Annotated in this window: 17 protein-coding genes; 13 read left to right on the plus strand and 4 right to left on the minus strand. The window is 59.5% G+C overall.

The window, feature by feature from the left end:
• Positions 1-4: 4 nt before the first annotated feature.
• Both BSF79_RS18660 and BSF79_RS18665 read right to left on the minus strand, forming a co-directional pair.
• Positions 5-2,236, minus strand: coding sequence for a glycoside hydrolase family 99-like domain-containing protein (locus tag BSF79_RS18660; protein ID WP_425443248.1), 2,232 nt, complete (start codon positions 2,234-2,236; stop codon positions 5-7).
• A gap of 67 nt (positions 2,237-2,303) precedes the next feature.
• On the minus strand, positions 2,304-3,047 hold the full coding sequence (locus tag BSF79_RS18665; protein WP_090271342.1) for an ABC transporter permease: 744 nt from the start codon (positions 3,045-3,047) through the stop codon (positions 2,304-2,306).
• Between the two features lie 320 nt (positions 3,048-3,367).
• On the opposite strand from BSF79_RS18665, the gene BSF79_RS18670 reads away from it, so the two are divergent.
• Together BSF79_RS18670 and BSF79_RS18675 are read left to right on the plus strand one after the other, a co-directional pair.
• Positions 3,368-4,426 (plus strand): KpsE/RkpR family capsule polysaccharide export protein, encoded by a 1,059-nt coding sequence (locus BSF79_RS18670; protein WP_090271355.1) that lies wholly within the window; start codon positions 3,368-3,370, stop codon positions 4,424-4,426.
• 5 nt (positions 4,427-4,431) lie between these two features.
• Positions 4,432-5,133 carry an ABC transporter ATP-binding protein gene (locus BSF79_RS18675; protein WP_090271343.1) on the plus strand — a complete coding sequence of 234 codons (702 nt, stop codon included), beginning with the start codon at positions 4,432-4,434 and terminating at the stop codon, positions 5,131-5,133.
• A 22-nt stretch (positions 5,134-5,155) separates the two neighbouring features.
• On the opposite strand, the gene BSF79_RS18680 is transcribed toward BSF79_RS18675, so the two are convergent.
• The gene (locus tag BSF79_RS18680) at positions 5,156-6,181 is read right to left on the minus strand and encodes a ParB/RepB/Spo0J family partition protein (RefSeq protein ID WP_090271344.1); all 1,026 of its coding nucleotides are present in this window, start codon (positions 6,179-6,181) and stop codon (positions 5,156-5,158) included.
• Between the two features lie 87 nt (positions 6,182-6,268).
• Positions 6,269-7,666 (minus strand): AAA family ATPase, encoded by a 1,398-nt coding sequence (locus tag BSF79_RS18685; protein ID WP_090271345.1) that lies wholly within the window; start codon positions 7,664-7,666, stop codon positions 6,269-6,271.
• Positions 7,667-8,121: 455 nt separating this feature from the next.
• Here BSF79_RS18685 and BSF79_RS18690 point away from each other — a divergent pair, with 455 nt between their 5' ends.
• The 11 genes from BSF79_RS18690 to BSF79_RS18740 form a co-directional block, all read left to right on the plus strand.
• On the plus strand, positions 8,122-9,138 hold the full coding sequence (locus BSF79_RS18690; RefSeq protein ID WP_090271356.1) for a replication initiator protein A: 1,017 nt from the start codon (positions 8,122-8,124) through the stop codon (positions 9,136-9,138).
• 103 nt (positions 9,139-9,241) lie between these two features.
• Positions 9,242-9,802: a dTDP-4-dehydrorhamnose 3,5-epimerase gene (gene rfbC / locus BSF79_RS18695; protein WP_090271346.1), complete on the plus strand. Its 561-nt coding sequence runs from the start codon at positions 9,242-9,244 to the stop codon at positions 9,800-9,802.
• 5 nt (positions 9,803-9,807) lie between these two features.
• Positions 9,808-10,860, plus strand: a complete 1,053-nt coding sequence (rfbB, locus tag BSF79_RS18700; RefSeq protein WP_090271347.1) for a dTDP-glucose 4,6-dehydratase — start codon at positions 9,808-9,810, stop codon at positions 10,858-10,860.
• Positions 10,861-10,872: 12 nt separating this feature from the next.
• Complete coding sequence (gene rfbD / locus BSF79_RS18705) at positions 10,873-11,736, plus strand: dTDP-4-dehydrorhamnose reductase (RefSeq protein ID WP_090271348.1); 864 nt, start codon at positions 10,873-10,875, stop codon at positions 11,734-11,736.
• A gap of 32 nt (positions 11,737-11,768) precedes the next feature.
• Entirely contained in the window at positions 11,769-12,644 is an 876-nt protein-coding gene (rfbA, locus tag BSF79_RS18710; RefSeq protein ID WP_090271349.1) for a glucose-1-phosphate thymidylyltransferase RfbA, read from the plus strand.
• Between the two features lie 53 nt (positions 12,645-12,697).
• Positions 12,698-13,669, plus strand: coding sequence for a KpsF/GutQ family sugar-phosphate isomerase (locus BSF79_RS18715; protein WP_090271350.1), 972 nt, complete (start codon positions 12,698-12,700; stop codon positions 13,667-13,669).
• Positions 13,670-13,774: 105 nt separating this feature from the next.
• Positions 13,775-14,677 (plus strand): aldose 1-epimerase family protein, encoded by a 903-nt coding sequence (locus BSF79_RS18720; protein ID WP_090271351.1) that lies wholly within the window; start codon positions 13,775-13,777, stop codon positions 14,675-14,677.
• A gap of 92 nt (positions 14,678-14,769) precedes the next feature.
• Positions 14,770-15,540: an SDR family NAD(P)-dependent oxidoreductase gene (locus BSF79_RS18725; protein WP_090271352.1), complete on the plus strand. Its 771-nt coding sequence runs from the start codon at positions 14,770-14,772 to the stop codon at positions 15,538-15,540.
• Positions 15,537-16,391, plus strand: coding sequence for an SMP-30/gluconolactonase/LRE family protein (locus BSF79_RS18730; RefSeq protein WP_217650103.1), 855 nt, complete (start codon positions 15,537-15,539; stop codon positions 16,389-16,391). The genes BSF79_RS18725 and BSF79_RS18730 overlap by 4 nt, the downstream gene beginning before the upstream one ends.
• A 19-nt stretch (positions 16,392-16,410) precedes the next feature.
• Positions 16,411-17,115 carry a 6-hydroxymethylpterin diphosphokinase MptE-like protein gene (locus BSF79_RS18735; RefSeq protein WP_090271353.1) on the plus strand — a complete coding sequence of 235 codons (705 nt, stop codon included), beginning with the start codon at positions 16,411-16,413 and terminating at the stop codon, positions 17,113-17,115.
• Between the two features lie 76 nt (positions 17,116-17,191).
• The coding region (locus BSF79_RS18740; protein WP_139246500.1) for a hypothetical protein at positions 17,192-17,923 on the plus strand (732 nt) is incomplete at its 3' end.

Below are 17,923 nucleotides of genomic sequence, written 5' to 3' on the forward strand. Positions count from 1 at the left end.
TTGGTCAGTCAGTGTCAGATTTGATCGTGGCGCGCAGAACGTCCAGATACAAAGACCCATATTTTGCGCTGGGTTCCAACACGGCTTTTTCCGCCCATTCGTTCCAAGCGTTCAGGAACAATTCCTGACGGTAAGACTGCGGCAGGCGATCCCGGGCCAGTTTCCGCAACCAGACCCCGAACCGGGCCGGGTTGGCCCCATAGGCCATATGCGACTTCAGGCCGCGACGGGCGGTATTATCCCAACTGGGCATCGCGCCACAAATGGTGTTTTTCGGCAGGTTCGAGACATATTTTTCGCTGCTCGAATTTTCGATCACGCGGTTATAGTCATAGATCAGCCCCTGGAAACCGCCATGCACTTCGCGGCCCAGCTTGCTGCCTTCGGGGCCGCCGAACAGGAAATCATCAACGGTGACGATCCCGTGCGGTGGCATTTCGATCCAGAAATCGAACACGTCCTCTGCAACCGGGTTTTCGCCATCCACATGGAAACAGACCGCCCCCAACTCGACCTCTCCGATCCCGGCCTTTTTCCACGCCGCGCGCATGCGTTTCACACTGCCTGCGGGGTCTGGCATGTCTTCGGGACGGTAGATCACAAAACGCGGGCGTTTGCCGTCAGGCCGGGAATAGCGCGGATCCTGCATATAGGGCAGGCTGTCGTGAACCAGCTTCTGCTCAAACCCGGTGGCATAGGTCTGATCCAGCAGAACCTCGCCTGACAAGCCGTCCCAGTTGCGCCGCCAGCTTTCATTGGCCCAGCAGAGATAGAACGGGAAATCGATCTCGGGGCGCTCCAGCAGCCGGTCCAGTGGCTGTTCCAGAATACGCCGCCCGTCGAACCAGTAATGATAGACGCAAAAGGCATCAATGCCTGCGTTGCGCGCCAGTTCGGCCTGCTGGCCCATAACTTCGGTGACGCGCAGATCGTAGAAGCCCAGATCTGACGGCAACAGCGGCTGAATATGCCCCGCAAACAGGCTTTGGGCCGACACAGTGCCGCGCCATTCAGTAAAGCCCTTGCCCCACCACGAGTCGTTTTCCGGCGTGGGGTGAAACTGCGGCAGATAAAACGCGCTGGTAAAGGCCGGGCGCGGCAACGGCTTGGGTTTGAGTTTCTGCTCTTCCAATTGCGTTGTCTGGCGCACCTCATGGCCCGCGGCCATCGCCAGAAAGCCCATCGCGCGTTCCAATGCATGGGCCAGGGTTCCGTCAACCTGCGCCTCTTCTTCTTCGAAGCTCTCCTCTCGCAGGTCCAACGATTTCAGCAGGCCCACCATCAGCGGCTTCATCCAATAGATCGACCCGGCCGGGAAGGACAAAACATCCGGACCGATTTCCATCTCGATCCGGCGCATCAGATAGCGCGTGACCTCGAAGTTCGATCCCCACCATTCGGTGCTGTTGAAATGCTGCCCGTCCGCCACCCAGAAGGCGGCCTCGGGGTCGCTCAGGAACGTGTCCAGCAGGGCAGGCAGCCCCTCTTCGGGCAGGATGCCGCCGATCAGATGCTGACGCCAGTGGTCGCCATCCTCGCGGTGCGGGGATTTTTTGGTGTGCAGTTTGCAGACCGCCTCATAGCCCTCCAGAGCCCCGGCATTGACCAGCAGCAGGAAGGGCAGAATATCGCGCCCCCGGTTCGAAATCGGCACCACCTTGGCATGGGGGAACTGTTCGCGGATTTCCGCGGCCAACGCGTCAGATTCCTCGCCGCGATAGGTCAGGGTCACATAGAGGTCGAAATCAATTGGCAGCCGGGCAAAGGTTTCGGCAAACTCCGGCCAAAGATCAGGATAATAGACATGCGCCACCACGGCAAACCGCGCCTTGGGGCGGTCAGGGTCAAAGCGCAGAATCGGCGTGTCGATCTGTGGCAGGCTGTTGGTTTCGGGCAGTTCCTTGGTGATGCGGTCTTCGTGCCGCCCTGCCACCACATAGTGGTAAAACGCCGCCATCCCGATTTCGGCCACATCGGGGTTATAACGGATATAGGCCCGGGGCGAGAAATCAGGATTGGGGCGAAAGCCGCGCTCCTCGCCATACAGAACAAAATGCCGGATCGGATCGCGCATGAAGGCGGGATTGATCCCCGGATAGGCGCCCCGGTAATAGACCGGATCGAACAGGCCCGAGTCCCGTACAGCTTTAATATACTCGCGTTGCGGACCGCTTGGAAAGTGAAACCGCAACATGCGCTTGGCCCGAGCAACCGGCCCCATGGAAATCTCTGTCATAATATGACCCTGTCTAACTAGCGCCTCGCATAACAACGCCGGGAAGCCAAGGCAATGGCAAGCGCCCCTATGCGCCTTCGTCCATGATCACTCTGTGATATCGATGCAGTAAAAGCATACCAATTGCGCCAAGAACAAGGGACACCATGTAGACGTAAATTTCGGACACATAGACCGCGTCATAGGTGTCATAGAGGCCCCGGCGCACCATCATGATCGGATGCGCCACCGGGTTGTACAAAGCCAGCGTCCGGATCTTTTCTGGCAAAGGATCAAGCAGGAAAAACACGCCTGAAATAATGAAAAGCGGTCGGTTCGCAACCGACCAGATGAATTGCCAGATCGCAAACATGCTCATCAGATAGCAATTCACCAGACCCACCCCGACCCCCAGGCAAAGCGCCATGGCCACCCCGCGCAAACAGTCAGTATAATTGACGTTCAGATGCACGCCGTAGGCAAGGACAATCACAAACAGCAAGATCAGGGCCACCGTCAGTTCGGTCAGGATGGTCAGAACCAGCCGCGCCACGATTGCATCGATATACGTCACAGACGGATAGGCCAGAAGCTGTTTGGAATACCGGATCGCCGTCCCCACCTTGTTCGCGGACGTCTGATACATCATGAAAGGCAAAATACCGGAGGCAAAATACAGCGGAAAATTCGTTCCCAAAGGCGGATTGCGGGCAATCAGCCCGAAAATTGCCGTCATGAGGATGATCCCGCCGACGGGTTCGGCCAGCGCCCAGATATACCCCCCAGGCGAGCGCCCGTAAGTGGTGCTCATTTCCCGTATGACCAACGCCATCACGGCCCGTGGAAACACAAATCTTGGTTTGCCAATAGACGCGCCGCGCATGTGTTTCCTCTCTGCTGGGCTATTTTCGGACCCGGCCATGGGTCCGGCCAGGCCTCGGATCATGCCTTTGGCTCTAAAAGATTTACCCTTGCATTGCGAGGGATAAAATCAGAAATGTTTCCATAAGCAATTATAACATAGAGGGCGGACCCATTTCACAAGCTCCCGCGACCCAACAGCCAGCCGCACCCGCGTCTGCTCCCAAGCCCGCAGGACCCGCTCGCGCCAAGACACGTCACAACGGCATTCTGATCAGCTTTGTTCTGGTGGTGATCCTGCCCCTCGCGGCAACCATATTCTATCTCTATACCGTGGCAGAGGATCAATATGCCTCGACCTTCGGTTTTGCCGTACGGTCCGAGGAAATCAGCGGCGCACAAAGCCTGCTGGGCGGGCTGGCCAGCCTTTCGGGCAACAGTTCGTCGGACACGGATATCCTGTATGAATTCATCCAAAGCCGCAGCCTGATCGAAAAGGTTGATGAGCAGTTGGATCTGGACACGATTTTCTCGCGCCCCGAATACGACCCTATCTTTGCCTTTGACCCGGATGGCACGATCGAGGACCTGGTGGATTACTGGCAACGCATGGTGCGGATCAGCTATGCCAGTAACGGGCTGATCGAGGTGCGGGTGAACGCCTTTGACCCGCAAGAGGCGAAGACAATCGCCGAAACGATTGTTTCGGAATCGACAACGATGATCAATGATCTCTCCGCCATCGCCCGGTCCGATGCCACGCGCTATGCGCTTGAAGATCTGGAACAGGCGGTCAGCCGCCTGAAATCCACACGAGAGGCGCTCACGAAATTCCGCTCGGAAACGCGGATCGTGGACCCCAAAGCGGATATTCAGGGACAGATGGGCTTGCTGAACTCGCTTGAGGCGCAGCTGGCAGAAACCATCATCGAAATGAACCTGCTGATGGATACCGCCCGCGACAATGACCCGCGCGTGGACCAAGCCCGGCGGCGCATCGCCGTGATTCAGTCTCTGATCGAACAAGAACGCCAGAAGTTCGGGATGGGCGGCACGTCACGGGTGGATGATGGTAAGGATTACTCGACGCTTGTGGGGGAATTCGAGCGGCTGATGGTCGATGTGGAATATGCCCAGAAGTCCTATCTGGCCGCCCAGTCCGTGCTGGACACCGCCCAGGCCGAGGCCCAACGCCAAAGCCGCTATCTTGCAACCTATGCCACTCCGTCCCTGCCGCAATCGGCGCAATATCCAAAGCGCATAACGCTGTCCATGCTGACGGGGCTGATCATGTTGCTGGCATGGTCCATCGGGGTTCTGGTGTATTACAGTCTGCGCGACCGGCGCTAAGACACATGATCGAACTGCGCAACCTGTCCAAAGTCTATCGCCTGAACGGGGTCTCAAAGGTCATCGCGAACAACATTTCTTTCACCTTCCCAACAGGTGAAAGCGTGGCGCTGATCGGCCGCAACGGGGCCGGTAAATCCACCATGTTGCAGATGATCGCCGGCACGATTCAGCCCTCGTCAGGGGAAATCATCCGGCACGGATCGGTCAGCTTTCCTGTTGGGTTCTCAGGCAGTTTTCACCCCGATCTGACCGGGGCGCAAAATGTGAAATTCGTGGCCCGCATTTACGGGGTCGATACCGATGAAACCGTGGAATTCACCCGCGACTTCGCCCAGCTGGGCGAGCATTTCTATCTGCCGGTCCGCAGCTATTCGTCCGGGATGAAATCGCGGCTGGCCTTTGGGATGTCGATGGCGATGCGTTTCGACACCTATCTGATCGACGAAGTGACCGCCGTCGGCGATGTGGGGTTTCGCGCCCGCAGCGAGGCCATGCTGCTGGAGCGTCTGAAAAACAGCGGCGCGGTCTTTGTCTCCCATTCTCCCGACCAGATGAAACATATCTGCCAATCCGGTGTCGTATTGCAGAACGGGAATTTCTACTACTACGCCGAAATCGAAAAGGCGCTGGAACACTATACCTATACGGTGCGCAATATGTTCCCACCGTGGCTGCGCCGCAAACGCCCGCCTGCCGCAGGATGAATCTTTCGCGCGCGAAAGATTCTTAACCTTGGGATCGAAGCCAGTCCTGCAACCGCTCGATCAGGCCGGGGTTCACGCCGTCACCTTCCAATTCGACCCGGCCACGCCGGGCGCTGATCCGAATGCCTGTGGCGATCATGAAGGGATCAGGCATATCAGACGGGGCACCGTGAGGTGAAACAGGCTCTGATTTTTGGGGGTTAGGCGCCTTGGGGGCAGGGGAGGTTTTCGGGCTCAGCGCAGCTTCCAGGACTTTACGCTCCACCTCGGGGGACATATCCGCACCCGGCTTTAAGTCCGCTGTCAGACGTTTGGCAAAACCGGTGTCTTCGCTCAGCCCCTTCGACAGGGCCAACCCCAGCTTTTCAGGGATCAACGCCGGGTAGCGCAACACGCCATCCAGAGCCTGAACCAAGGGCATAAAGGATTTCACCTTGGAGCGTTTTGAAAACGACGCGGTGGAAAACAGGCTCTGTAGCGCTTGTTTGTCACTGTCATAGACGCCCTCACTGACCGCCTTCACCACAATCCGGGCGCGTTCGTAAAAGGACAGATCCGCGCGGATCTCGTTTTCTTCGACCATTGCGACATAGGCAGCCGAGCGATCGGCGGGCAGCCGTAGAAGGGCCTGAACCTGTCCAAACCGGGCCAATCCGCCGGTTTCCTCATGCAGTTCCTTTAGCGCGCGCAACCGCCGCCAGCCGGAAATCAGGCCATAGACCCCACCGCCCAGATCGGTCACTTCGACCGGGGCCTGCTGGCCACGGGCACGCAGGCTTTCTTTCAGCGCGTCCATCTCTTCGCTATTACAGGCCATGCGGTCCCGGATCAGGTAATCCACTTTGACGCTGTCCAAAGGCAACGACAGAACCATGCGCCCCTCACGGTGGGCGGTTTGCAGTTCAGACTGGACCTCCTCGAAGGCGGCGGTCATGGCCACATCGCCGGCGACCTGCGCGATGGGTGCGCGGGCGGCCCCGGCGGCGGGGACGGGATCGCCCGAAAAGAAATCTGGGCGGGCCGGGGTCAGGCGGCGGCGTTTGGCCATGTTAGGTCCTTTCTTCACTCAAAGCCGGAGGGCGGGTCCATAACAGGGCAGGGCGGTTAAGCTTGCCTTGCAGGACCGCGCGTTGTCTCAGGCCTGTTCCGTTTGGGGAGCGGCAGCTTCCAGCTCTTCGCGGCGCCAGATCCCCAGTAACAACCGTTTGAAGGCGGCATAGGTCTGATCGAATGTCGCGCGACCCCGAACGTAAGTCTCGCGGTTGAAGTCGCGGTAATCGGCTTCGTAGATGCCCACGGCCTGTTCGCCTGCCTGACCGATCAGGGCGGTAAAATCCTGCCGGTGCGGGCTGAGCGTGTCGCCCAGATAGGCCTGCATAAGCGCCGCCAGTTCGGCCTGCTGCGCACCATCAAACCGGGTGATCACCGCGCGCACCGCGTCCCATTCGAAATTCAGTTCAGGCCGACCAAGAGCACGGGCGGCCATGTTCTCGCCCTCTTCGATGCTGGCGAAAGTGGAATGCAGCATGTCAAAGAAACGGCCCGTCGAGTCGAACTCCAGAAACGAGGCCCCCAGCGGCACCAGCAGGATATCCGCCGCCGCCAGCCCGTTGATCGTCAGATAGCCCAGGGCGGGGGGCGTATCGAGAAAGATCAGATCGTATTGATCCAGAATGCCGTCAGCTTCGAGCGTGTCGGTCAGCGCATCCCACAGTTTCCAGCCCCGCCCCTGCATGCGCCAGACGGGGATCTGGAATTCTGCCCAATACAGATTCAGCTGCGCGCCGATCAGGTCGATATTGGGCCAGTGGGTTTTCTGGATCAGCTCGGGCGCGCGAACCTTCAGCGCTTCGGACAATGTGTCGTCCAGCGGCTTGGGGTCCTCGCCGCGATCAATGCGGGCACGGTTTTCGGCTTGAAGCGCGGCGGCATAGTGGCGGGCCAAAAGCGGGAAAACGGTCTGCCATTCATCCTCGACCTTGCCGCCCAAGATTGACGTCATCGATCCCTGACTGTCCAGGTCAATCACCAGAACCTTGTAGCCGTCCAATGCCGCCGACATGGCCAGATGCGCGGCGGTGCTGGTTTTGCCAACTCCGCCTTTGAAGTTCGCCACAGCCACCATTTTTGCAGGCAGACCTTTGGGGCGGTAGGGGCGGTATTCTTTGGATTTTGATCCTTCGGCGGCGAAGTGGGTGCGCAGGGCCAGCACCTCGTCCAGGGTGAACCATTTCGCCCCGCCCTGGGTGTCCGAAGCCCCTTGGGGCAGGTGCGGGTTTTGGCGCAGCACACGGCGGAAATGGGCCTGTGCGACCGGGATCAGATAGCGGGTGATTTCCCATGTTGAAAACTTGCGCAGGGATTTCTCACCCTTTTCGCTTAACCCCCGGCTGGACAGATCCTGACGACCCAGACGGCAGCGCTCTGCGATCTGGGCGAACCCATCTGATCCGACAGGCTGCCCCAGTTCAGACAGGGCAGCGTCAGGGTTGATGTTGAAGTATGGAGGAAGAGTCCCGCTTTCGGTTGTCATGCTCGGCTCTCAATATATCGCTTTTTTGGCAGTATACGCAAAAACACATCACATGTAATGTTTTTGCGTACATGTAGGCGAGAAACTTAAATCTCTTAGCAAATTCAATAGCTTGAAAATTCTTGAGGGACATGTCTGGCTGGCTGTTTAGCGCAGCCAAAAAGCTGATGTCGTTATTTTTTATGTTATTTATAAGTTATAGGGATCAGGGTTGTCGAAAATCGCTTTGGAAACAAGGGGCTTGATGCGGCAATTTGGAGTTGCGGCGATTCTGAAACCACGTTGAAACGACTCTGAAACCACGCCGAGACGATTCCGAAACCCCGATTGGGGCGGGCGCCCTGCTGGACGCAATCTGTGGATAACTTTATGCTGGGTGTCACTGAAACCACGAAGCAGATTCGCTGCCGTTGATCCGGGCCAACCCGGGCGCGCGCCGCGGGACAGGACAGGCAATGACAGCAGCGGGGCCCGTAGCAGGGACATCAGGGGGGCTTTTGCCCGACCATCACCCGACGACGGATTTTTTCGTTTGTGATATTTTCGATGCTGCCCCCAAGGATGATATGGGGTCGATGGAACACCCGATGTTTTCGCTGTCCACCCGACCTGACCGGCGCATCCTGTCCTATGATCATAACGGGGTCAGCATTCAGGTCACGCCCTCGGTGCGCGGGCTGGCGACGATCCATGACAAGGACGTGCTGATCTATTGCATCAGCCAGTTGATGGCGGCGGTGAATGCGGGGCGGGCGATTAGCCGGACCGTGCAGCTGAAGGCACATGACTTGCTGGTGGCCACCAACCGCGAAACCAGCGGCGACGGTTATAAACGCCTGCGCGATGCATTGGAGCGGCTGGCGGGCACGCGCATCACCACCAATTTTGAGACCGGCGGTCAGGAGGTGACCAGCGGTTTCGGCCTTATTGAAAGCTGGCAGATTGTGCGCAAGACGCGTGGCGGGCGGATGATCAGCGTGACGGTGACGCTGAGCGACTGGCTGTTTCGGGCGGTGCTGTCGAAATCGGTGCTGACGCTGAGCCGTGATTATTTCCGTCTGCGCAAACCGCTGGAACGGCGGATCTATGAATTGGCGCGCAAACATTGCGGGCGTCAGGCAGATTGGACGGTGTCGGTGGATACGCTGCTGAAAAAATCCGGCAGCGCCAGCCCACGCCGGGTGTTTCGCAAAATGCTGCGCGATATGATCGCCGCCGATCTGTTGCCGGATTACGAGATGAGCGAAGAGCCGGGCGACCTGATCCGGTTCTTCCGCCGCGATGTGGCGATCGAGCCGGGGCAGGTGCCGGTCCTGTCGCCGCAGGCGCTGGATCGGGCGCGCGAGATGCGGCCGGGGGCGGATGTTTACGCGCTTCAGGCGGAATGGCTGGCGCATTGGCGCGCCCGCGGCGCAATCCGCCTTCATGCGCCCGACAAGGCGTTTCTGGGCTGGTTGGCCAAGCGCAGCTAAGCGGAAGTCTGCATCTGCGGAAAAGGCGGATGACATTCCGGCATCTGCTTGCTAACCATTCAGCTGAATTCATCTTCTTTAATTAATACCAGAGAGACACACCTTGGAAATTCTGAAGACCGCACTTGAGGGTGTGCTGATCCTGACCCCGCCGCGTTTCGGCGACAATCGTGGCTTCTTTTCTGAAAGCTGGAACAAGAAACGGCTGGAGGACGCTGGGGTATATCTGCCTGAGTTTGTGCAGGACAATCATTCCTTGTCGGCGCAGGTCGGCACGGTGCGGGGCTTGCATTTCCAGTCGCCCCCCCATGCGCAGGGCAAGCTGGTGCGCTGCGGGCGCGGGCGGCTGTTTGATGTGGCGGTGGATATCCGCAAGGGCAGCCCGACCTATGGCCAGTGGGTGGGTGAGGAGCTGAGCTTTGAAAACGGGCGGCAGCTGTGGATCCCGGCGGGGTTCCTGCACGGGTTCATGACGCTGACCCCGGATACCGAGATCGTCTATAAATGCACCGATCATTATGCGCCCGACTGCGATGGCGCGGTGCGCTGGGACAGCTGCGGCATCACATGGCCGCTTGAGGGGATCACCCCGGTGCTGTCGGGCAAAGACGAAGCGGCCCCGTTGCTGGCCGATTTTGACAGCCCGTTTGGGTTTGAGGGATAAGACGGATGAAGCTTTTGGTGACCGGCGGGGCCGGATTTATCGGATCGGCTGTGGTGCGTCAGGCCGTGGGGCAGGGGCATGAGGTGGTCAACCTCGATGCGCTGACCTATGCCGCTTGTCTGGACAATGTGGCCAGCGTGGCGGACAGCCCGCTGTACAGCTTTGAGCAGGTCGATATCCGCGACGCGGTTGCGGTCGAGGCCTGCATCGCCCGCCACGCCCCCGATGCGATCATGCATCTGGCCGCGGAATCCCATGTGGATCGGTCGATCGACGGCCCCGGCGTGTTCGTTGAGACCAATGTGATGGGCACCTATAACATGCTGCAATCGGCGCGCGCCCTGTGGGAGCGTCAGGGCAAGCCCGAGGGGTTCCGGTTCCATCATATCAGCACGGACGAAGTGTTCGGATCGCTGCCGAATGATCCTTCGGTGCAGTTCACCGAAGACACGCCCTATGATCCGCGCAGTCCCTATTCCGCCTCAAAAGCCAGCTCGGACCATCTGGTGCGGGCCTGGCATGAAACCTATGGTTTGCCGATCGTGCTGACCAATTGTTCCAACAATTACGGCCCCTATCATTTCCCCGAAAAGCTGATCCCGGTGATCATCCTGAACGCGCTGGCGGGCAAGCCGCTGCCGATTTATGGCGACGGGTCGAACATCCGCGACTGGCTGTATGTCGAGGATCACGCCGATGCGCTGCTGACCGTGCTGGCCAAGGGGCAGGTCGGGCGCAGCTATAATATCGGTGGCGAGAATGAGCGGACCAATCTGGAGCTGGTGCAGACGCTGTGCAGTATTCTGGACAAGCTCAGCCCGCGCGCGGACGCGAAAGCTTACGCGGATCAGATCACTTTTGTGACTGATCGCCCGGGTCATGACGCGCGCTATGCGATTGATCCCACCCGTATCCGCACCGAGCTGGGCTGGCGTCCCAGTGTGACGGTGGAGCAGGGATTGGAGAAAACCGTGCAATGGTATCTGGACAATGAAACCTGGTGGCGCGCGTTGCAGAACCGCGCGGGCGTGGGGCAGCGTCTGGGCACCAAGGCATAAAGGAGAGCGGCAATGAAGGTTCTAGTTTTCGGGGAGATCGGTCAGGTCGGTCAGGAAGTGCAACGCCGCTGCGGCGATGTCGTGCTGGAAGTGCGTGGGCTGGACGAGGCCAACTTTGAGAACCCCGAGGCCTGTGCCGCGTTTGTCACCGCCACCGATGCCGATGCGGTGATCAACGCCGTGGCGTATACGGCGGTGGACAAGGCCGAAGCCGACGAGGCGCTGGCGCTGATGGTCAATGGCACGACGCCCGGCGCGATCGCGCGCGCCGCTGCCGCGCGCGGGCTGCCTTTGGTTCATATCTCTACCGATTACGTGTTTGACGGGAGCGGCATTGCGCCTTTTGCCGTGGATCATCCCACCGGCCCGCTGGGCGCCTATGGCCGTACCAAGCTGGTCGGGGAACAGGCCGTGCGGGCTGCCGGGGGGGCCCATGCGATTTTGCGCACGTCTTGGGTGGTGTCGTCCCATGGCAATAACTTTGTCAAAACCATGCTGCGGCTGGGGGCGGACCGCGACAAGCTGACCATCGTCGCCGATCAGGTGGGCGGTCCGACCTGTGCGGCCGATATTGCCGATGCCTGCCTGTCGGTGGCGCAGCAGCTGATAGACGACCCGGCCAAGTCGGGCACCTATCATTTCTCGGGCGGGCCGGATGTCAGCTGGGCCGACTTTGCGCGTGAGATCTTTGAGCAGTCGGGCACGGTGTGTGCGGTTGAGGATATCCCGACCACTGCTTATCCCACCCCGGCGCGCCGTCCGCTGAATTCGCGGATGGACAACAGCGCGACCGAGGCGGCATTTGGCATTGCCCGTTCGGACTGGAAGGCCGGGCTGCGCGATATTCTGGCTGATCTGGACAGCCTCAAGGCCTGAGCCAAACAGATTTTAAACAAAGGTATATTCTTATGACACAGCGCAAAGGCATCATTCTGGCGGGGGGCTCGGGGACGCGGCTGTATCCGATCACGATCGGTGTGTCGAAACAGTTGCTTCCGGTCTATGACAAGCCGATGATCTATTACCCGCTGACGGCGCTGATGCTGGCGGGCATCCGTGAGATCGCGGTCATCACCACCCCCCACGATCAGGACCAGTTCAAGCGCACGCTGGGCGATGGCAGCCAGTGGGGGCTGAGCCTGACCTATATCGTGCAGGACAGCCCTGATGGGCTGGCGCAGGCCTATATCCTGGCCGAGGATTTTCTGGATGGCGCCCCCAGCGCGATGGTGCTGGGCGACAATATTTTCTTTGGCCACGGCCTGTCGAACCTGCTGCGCGAGGCGGATGCGCAGGGCAATGGTGGCACGGTCTTTGGGTACCGGGTGGCCGATCCCGAACGCTATGGCGTGGTGGCTTTCGATGAGGCGGGCAATGTAACTGAGATCGTCGAAAAGCCCGAGGTGCCGCCCTCGCATTACGCGGTGACGGGGCTGTATTTTCTGGATGGCACGGCCTCGGCGCGCGCAAAAGAGGTGAAACCCTCGCCGCGGGGCGAGCTGGAGATCACCACGCTGCTTGAGATGTATCTGGAAGAGGGGCTGCTGAATGTGAAGCACATGGGGCGCGGCTATGCCTGGCTGGATACCGGCACCCATGGCAGCCTTTTGGATGCGGGAAATTTCGTGCGCACGCTGGAGCGCCGACAGGGTCTGCAAACCGGCAGCCCCGATGAGATTGCCTTCGATCAGGGCTGGATCACCCCCGAGGCGCTGCGTGCCCGGGCGCAGAAATTCGCCAAGAACGCCTACGGCGAATATCTGCTGAGCCTTCCGAAGGATTGAGCGGTGCGCGCTTCGGTGTTGAATGGCTTAGAGTGCTGTGACATTGCAGGAGCATGAGCAACATCTCTTCTGCTGATCCGATCATCTTTGCGGCGGCGCGTCAGGTTCTGACGACCGAGGCAGAGGCCCTGCACCTGCTGGCGGATCATATGCCGCCGGATTTCCCCGCTGTGGTGCGGCTGATCCTGTCCACCAAGGGCCGGGTGATCGTTTCGGGGATCGGTAAATCCGGGCATATCGGGCGCAAGATTTCCGCCACGCTGGCTAGCACGGGCACGCCCAGTTTTTCCGTGCATGCCTCGGAAGCCAGCCATGGCGATCTGGGCATGATCACACCGGATGATATTTGTATTCTGATTTCCAATTCCGGCGAGACGCAGGAATTGGGCGATGTCCTAGCGCATACCCGGCGGTTTTCGATCCCGCTGGTGGCAGTTTCTTCACGCGATGGCAGCACGCTGATGACGGCCGCCGATTACAAGCTGTTGTTGCCGCCCGCGCCCGAGGCCTGCCCGATGGGCATGGCACCGACCACATCGACCACGTTGGCGCTGGCGCTTGGTGATGCTTTGGCCGTGGTCTTGATGGAGCAGCGCAATTTCCAGCCCGAGCATTTCCGCACCTTCCATCCTGGCGGCAAGCTGGGCGCGCAGCTGGCCACGGTGGCGCAGCTGATGCACGGGGTGGATGAATTGCCGCTGGTCGATATGCAGTCACCGATGGATCAGGTTTTGCTGGAAATGACCTCGAGAGGGTTCGGCACCACGGGGGTTGTGAAAGATGGCATTCTGGTGGGAATCGTCTCGGATGGCGATTTGCGGCGTCACATGGCGCGGTTGATGGAAAGTACTGCTGCGCAGGTGGCCACGCTGAACCCGGTCACCGTGCCGCCGACCCAACTGGCTGCGCAGGCGCTGGCGCTGATGAACGAACGCAAAATCACCACGTTGTTTGTGGTCGAACAGGGCGGAACACCCGTGGGAATTTTGCATCTGCATGATCTGTTGCGCGCGGGCATTGCATAAGGGCGGTCCCGGTGAAAACGGTGGTCCTGATCCTCGTCGATCGGATGGGGGCCGAGTTTCACAGCCCGCAGTCTTTGAGGCGCGGGCCAAGAAGGGATTAAGACGATGACAGGGCATACGCAGATTTCCAATGAACAGCTGTCGGTCTCGGTCAGCGCTTTGGGGGCGGAAATGCAAAGCCTGCAAGACGCCCGCGGCCGCGATTATCTGTGGCATGGTGATGCGGCCTATTGGGGGGGGCGGTCCCCGATCCTGTTTCCCATCGTGGGGCGTGCCCCGGATGATACGATCACGGTAGAGGGGCATTCGGCCCTGATGGCGCAGCACGGGTTTGCCCGGCGCAGCCTGTTCACGCTGCGTGACGCCGGGCGCAATTACTGCACTCATGCTATGACCGACAGTGCGGCAACGCGGGCGGTTTATCCCTTCGCGTTCCGCCTGTCGGTGACCCACCGGGTGCGCGGGGCCGGTGTGCGGATCTCGGCCCGGGTGGAAAATCTGGATACGCGCCCGATGCCTTTTGGACTGGGGTTTCATCCGGCGTTTTGCTGGCCCTTGCCGGGATGTGAGGGCCAGCCGCACCGGATTATGTTGAACAACGCGGCCGCGCCTGACATGGCGCGCCTGCGCGGTGGGTTATTACCTGCGGCGCATCACCCATCACCGTTTGAAAACGGTGTTTTGACGCTGGATCAGAGCCTGTTCGCCGAAGATGCGATGATTTTTCCCGAAGGGGCAGGCACCGGTCTGACTTACGGGGCGGGAACGGGGACGACTTTGCGGTTTGCCTTTGAGAACCTGCCCAATCTGGCGCTTTGGACGAAACCGGGGGCACCCTTCATATGTATAGAGCCCTGGCACGGCATGGCGGCCCGTGAAGGGGCCTCGGGCGAGATTTCGGAGCGGCCCTATTCGGTGTTGTTGCCCGCCGGGGCCGTGCAGGAATTTACCTTATCCGTAAGTTTTCCCGCGTTGTCAGGAAAAATACGGGCCGTGGGTCAGATATGAATTTCGCGGACCGGGCGGGTGGCCTAATGATGTGAGGGCAGGCGGGCCGGGGGTGGGGCCAGTCGGAATATGGAATATTGATTTGAGGGCATATGAAACAGAACGTTGTATTTAAGGATTTGGCGGGAAAATCGGTCTTTGTGACCGGGGGCGGATCCGGGATTGGTGCTTCGCTGACCGAAGGGTTTCTGGCGCAGGGGGCGAAGGTGGCCTTTGTCCAGCGCTCAGATGCTGGGGCATTCGTTGACCGTATGGCGGAAACTTATGGCGCCGCGCCGCTGTTTCTACCTTGCGACATCACCGACGTCTCTGCGCTGAAAGACTGTCTGTCGCAGGCGGCCGCGCGCCATGGCCCGGTTTCGGCTCTGGTTAATAATGCGGCCAATGACGCCCGTCACACGCTTGCGGAGACGACCGTCGAGGCGTGGGACAAGGGCATGGCCATCAACCTGCGCCCGCATTTCTTTACCGCGCAGGCCGTGGCGGAAGGAATGCGGAAACTGGGGGGCGGGTCGATCATCAATTTCTCGTCGATTTCCTACATGATGGGGAACGGTGGCTATCCGGGGTATATGGCGGCCAAAGCCGGGATTACCGGGGTCACGAGGGCGCTGGCTCGGGAGCTGGGCCCTGACAATATCCGTGTGAATGCGCTGATGCCGGGTTGGGTACTGACAGAGCGCCAGAAAGAGCTGTGGGCCACGCCCGAGGATCTGAAAGCGCATTTGGAAAAGCAATGTCTGAAACATCATCTGACGCCCGAGGATGTCGTGGATACCACTTTGTTTCTGGCGTCAGATGCCAGCAAGATGATGACCGCGCAGGCGCTGGTCGTGGATGGCGGCGTGGTCATGACGGGATGAGCGGCGCAATTGCATTCAGTCAAACACGCTGCCTGCTGGGCGAGGGGCCGATGTGGCACCCCACACGCGGGCAACTGTTCTGGTTCGACATTCTGAACCGATGTCTGCTGACCGTCGAAAAAGAACAAGAGCGCTGCTGGCAATTCGATCGCTATGTTTCGGCGGCGGGCTGGGTGGATGACAGCCGTTTGCTGGTGGCCAGCGAAACCGATTTGTTTTGCTTTGATTTGGAGACCGGAGCGCAGGAAAGCATAGTGGCACTAGAGGCCGATAATCCGGTGACGCGCTCTAACGATGGCTGCGCCGATCCTTGGGGCGGGTTCTGGATTGGCACGATGGGCAAAGATTTGGAACTCGGGGCCGGGGCGATCTATCGCTATTGGCGCGGCGAAATGCGCCAATTGAAGGCGCAGATGACGATTCCAAATTCAATCTGTTTCGCGCCGGATGCAAGTTGTGGATATTACACTGATACGCCCACGCAGCAGATCATGCGCCAGCCGCTTGACCCCGAAACCGGTTGGTGCGATGGCCCGGCAGAGCTGTTCATCGACCTGCGCGACGGTGGGTTTAACCCTGACGGTGCGGTGGTCGATGCGGCGGGCTGTTTGTGGAGCGCCCAATGGGGGGCGTCGCGCGTGGCGCGTTATGATACGGACGGGCGGTTCATGTCGGCCGTTGCTTTTCCGGCCTGTCAAATCTCTTGTCCGGCCTTTGGCGGCGCTTCGCGGCAAACCTTGTTTGCCACCTCGGCCGCCGAGGGGTTTGCGCTGGACGGACGGGCAGAGGGCTGTACCTTTGCGCTGGAAACAAATGTGACAGGGCAGGCTGAACATCGGGTTCTGCTCTGACCGCAAAGGAGGGCGCGATATGCGTTTTGACTGTTTCGATCCGACTTCGCCCTTGCTGCGGTTTCACGACCAGCACCGGGGGCAGCGCTGTGTGATCGTGTGCAATGGGCCGTCGCTTAACCAGATGGATCTGGGGTTTCTGAAGAATGAAATCGTGTTTGGGTTGAACAAGATATACCTTGGGCTGGAGCGTTTCGGATTTTACCCGCGCTATATGGTGGCCGTGAACCGCAAGGTGATCGAACAGTCCGCCGACCAATACCGCGAGATGAAATGCGTGAAATTCGTCTCGGACCGGGGGGCGGACCTTCTGCCGCGCGATGCGCTGACCTATCATATCCGCAGCAAGGGTATGACGGGCCGGTTTTACCGGGATATCACCGAGGGCGTACGCGAAGGTCACACGGTAACGCATGCGGCGTTGCAGCTGGCGTATTTCATGGGGTTTTCAAATGTGGTGATCATCGGAATGGATCATCATTTTCCGCAGTCTGGCACGCCTAATGCGGAATTGCGGATGCAGGGGGATGATCCCAACCATTTCAGCCCGGATTATTTTCGCGGTCACAAATGGGATGCGCCCAATCTGGAGGAATCCGAGGTTTCCTATCGAGCCGCGCAGGAGGTTTTTGCGGCAGATGGGCGCCAGATTACAGACGCGACCTTGGGGGGGCACTGCCAGGTTTTTCCGAAAGTCGACTACCGCACATTTTTTGAGCTGTAAGGGAGGGGCCGCTATTGTCTTGGGGTGCGCTGTATCATAACTTCGCAGTGAATTCGAGTATTTAGGAGGTATTCCCATGGTTAATCAGACGGCAGAAGCCGGGACGCTGATCATTTTGGGGATGCCTAGCCCTGAGGTGCTTGAGGCCCGTTTGAACAGCATCGGGTCCATGCCCCGGCGTTTGGTCATTGTTGACCCTCAAGCGGATACTGCCTTGGCGGATTACCCGGATGCGGAGCGCATTGCTGCGGCGGTCTCCGAGGTCGATGGTGAAGCCGAGATGACATTCTATTCCATCGCGGGCTTGCGTAGTTTTGCCCCGCCGACGGCTGACTTGAAAACCCTTTTTCCCGGTTTGAAAATCCGCCGTACGGCAATGGTGAGCGCGATCTCCGTTCCCTCTTTAGTGGCGCAATTGGGGGATCTTCCTGAACCATTGCGGATCTGGATCGATATGCCGGGTGAGGAAATGAAGCTTCTGGCGGGGTTGCAGGCGGCAGGGCTGTTGGGCAAGGTCGCGGAAGTCGTCCTCCGCTGTGGTGTTGAAAGCTTTTTCGAGGGTGCCGAGGATTGTGCGACCTTGCAGGGCTGGTTAGCGCAGGAGGCATTTGATCTGATTGAAACGGATGCCACAGATCCTGATTTTCTGGACCTGTGGTTGCACGGCAACCCGTTGCAGCGACGTGTGAGTGCTTTGGAAGAAGAAATTACCACGCGGGACAAGCAGCTTGCGGAACGGTCCGAGGCGCTGAAGGCGGCGCAGGCGCAGGCCGATGAGCGCGGTCAGGGGATTGCCGCGCGAGACAAG

It is taken from the genome of Thalassovita taeanensis (genome assembly GCF_900110775.1).
Lineage (GTDB): Bacteria > Pseudomonadota > Alphaproteobacteria > Rhodobacterales > Rhodobacteraceae > Litorimicrobium > Litorimicrobium taeanense.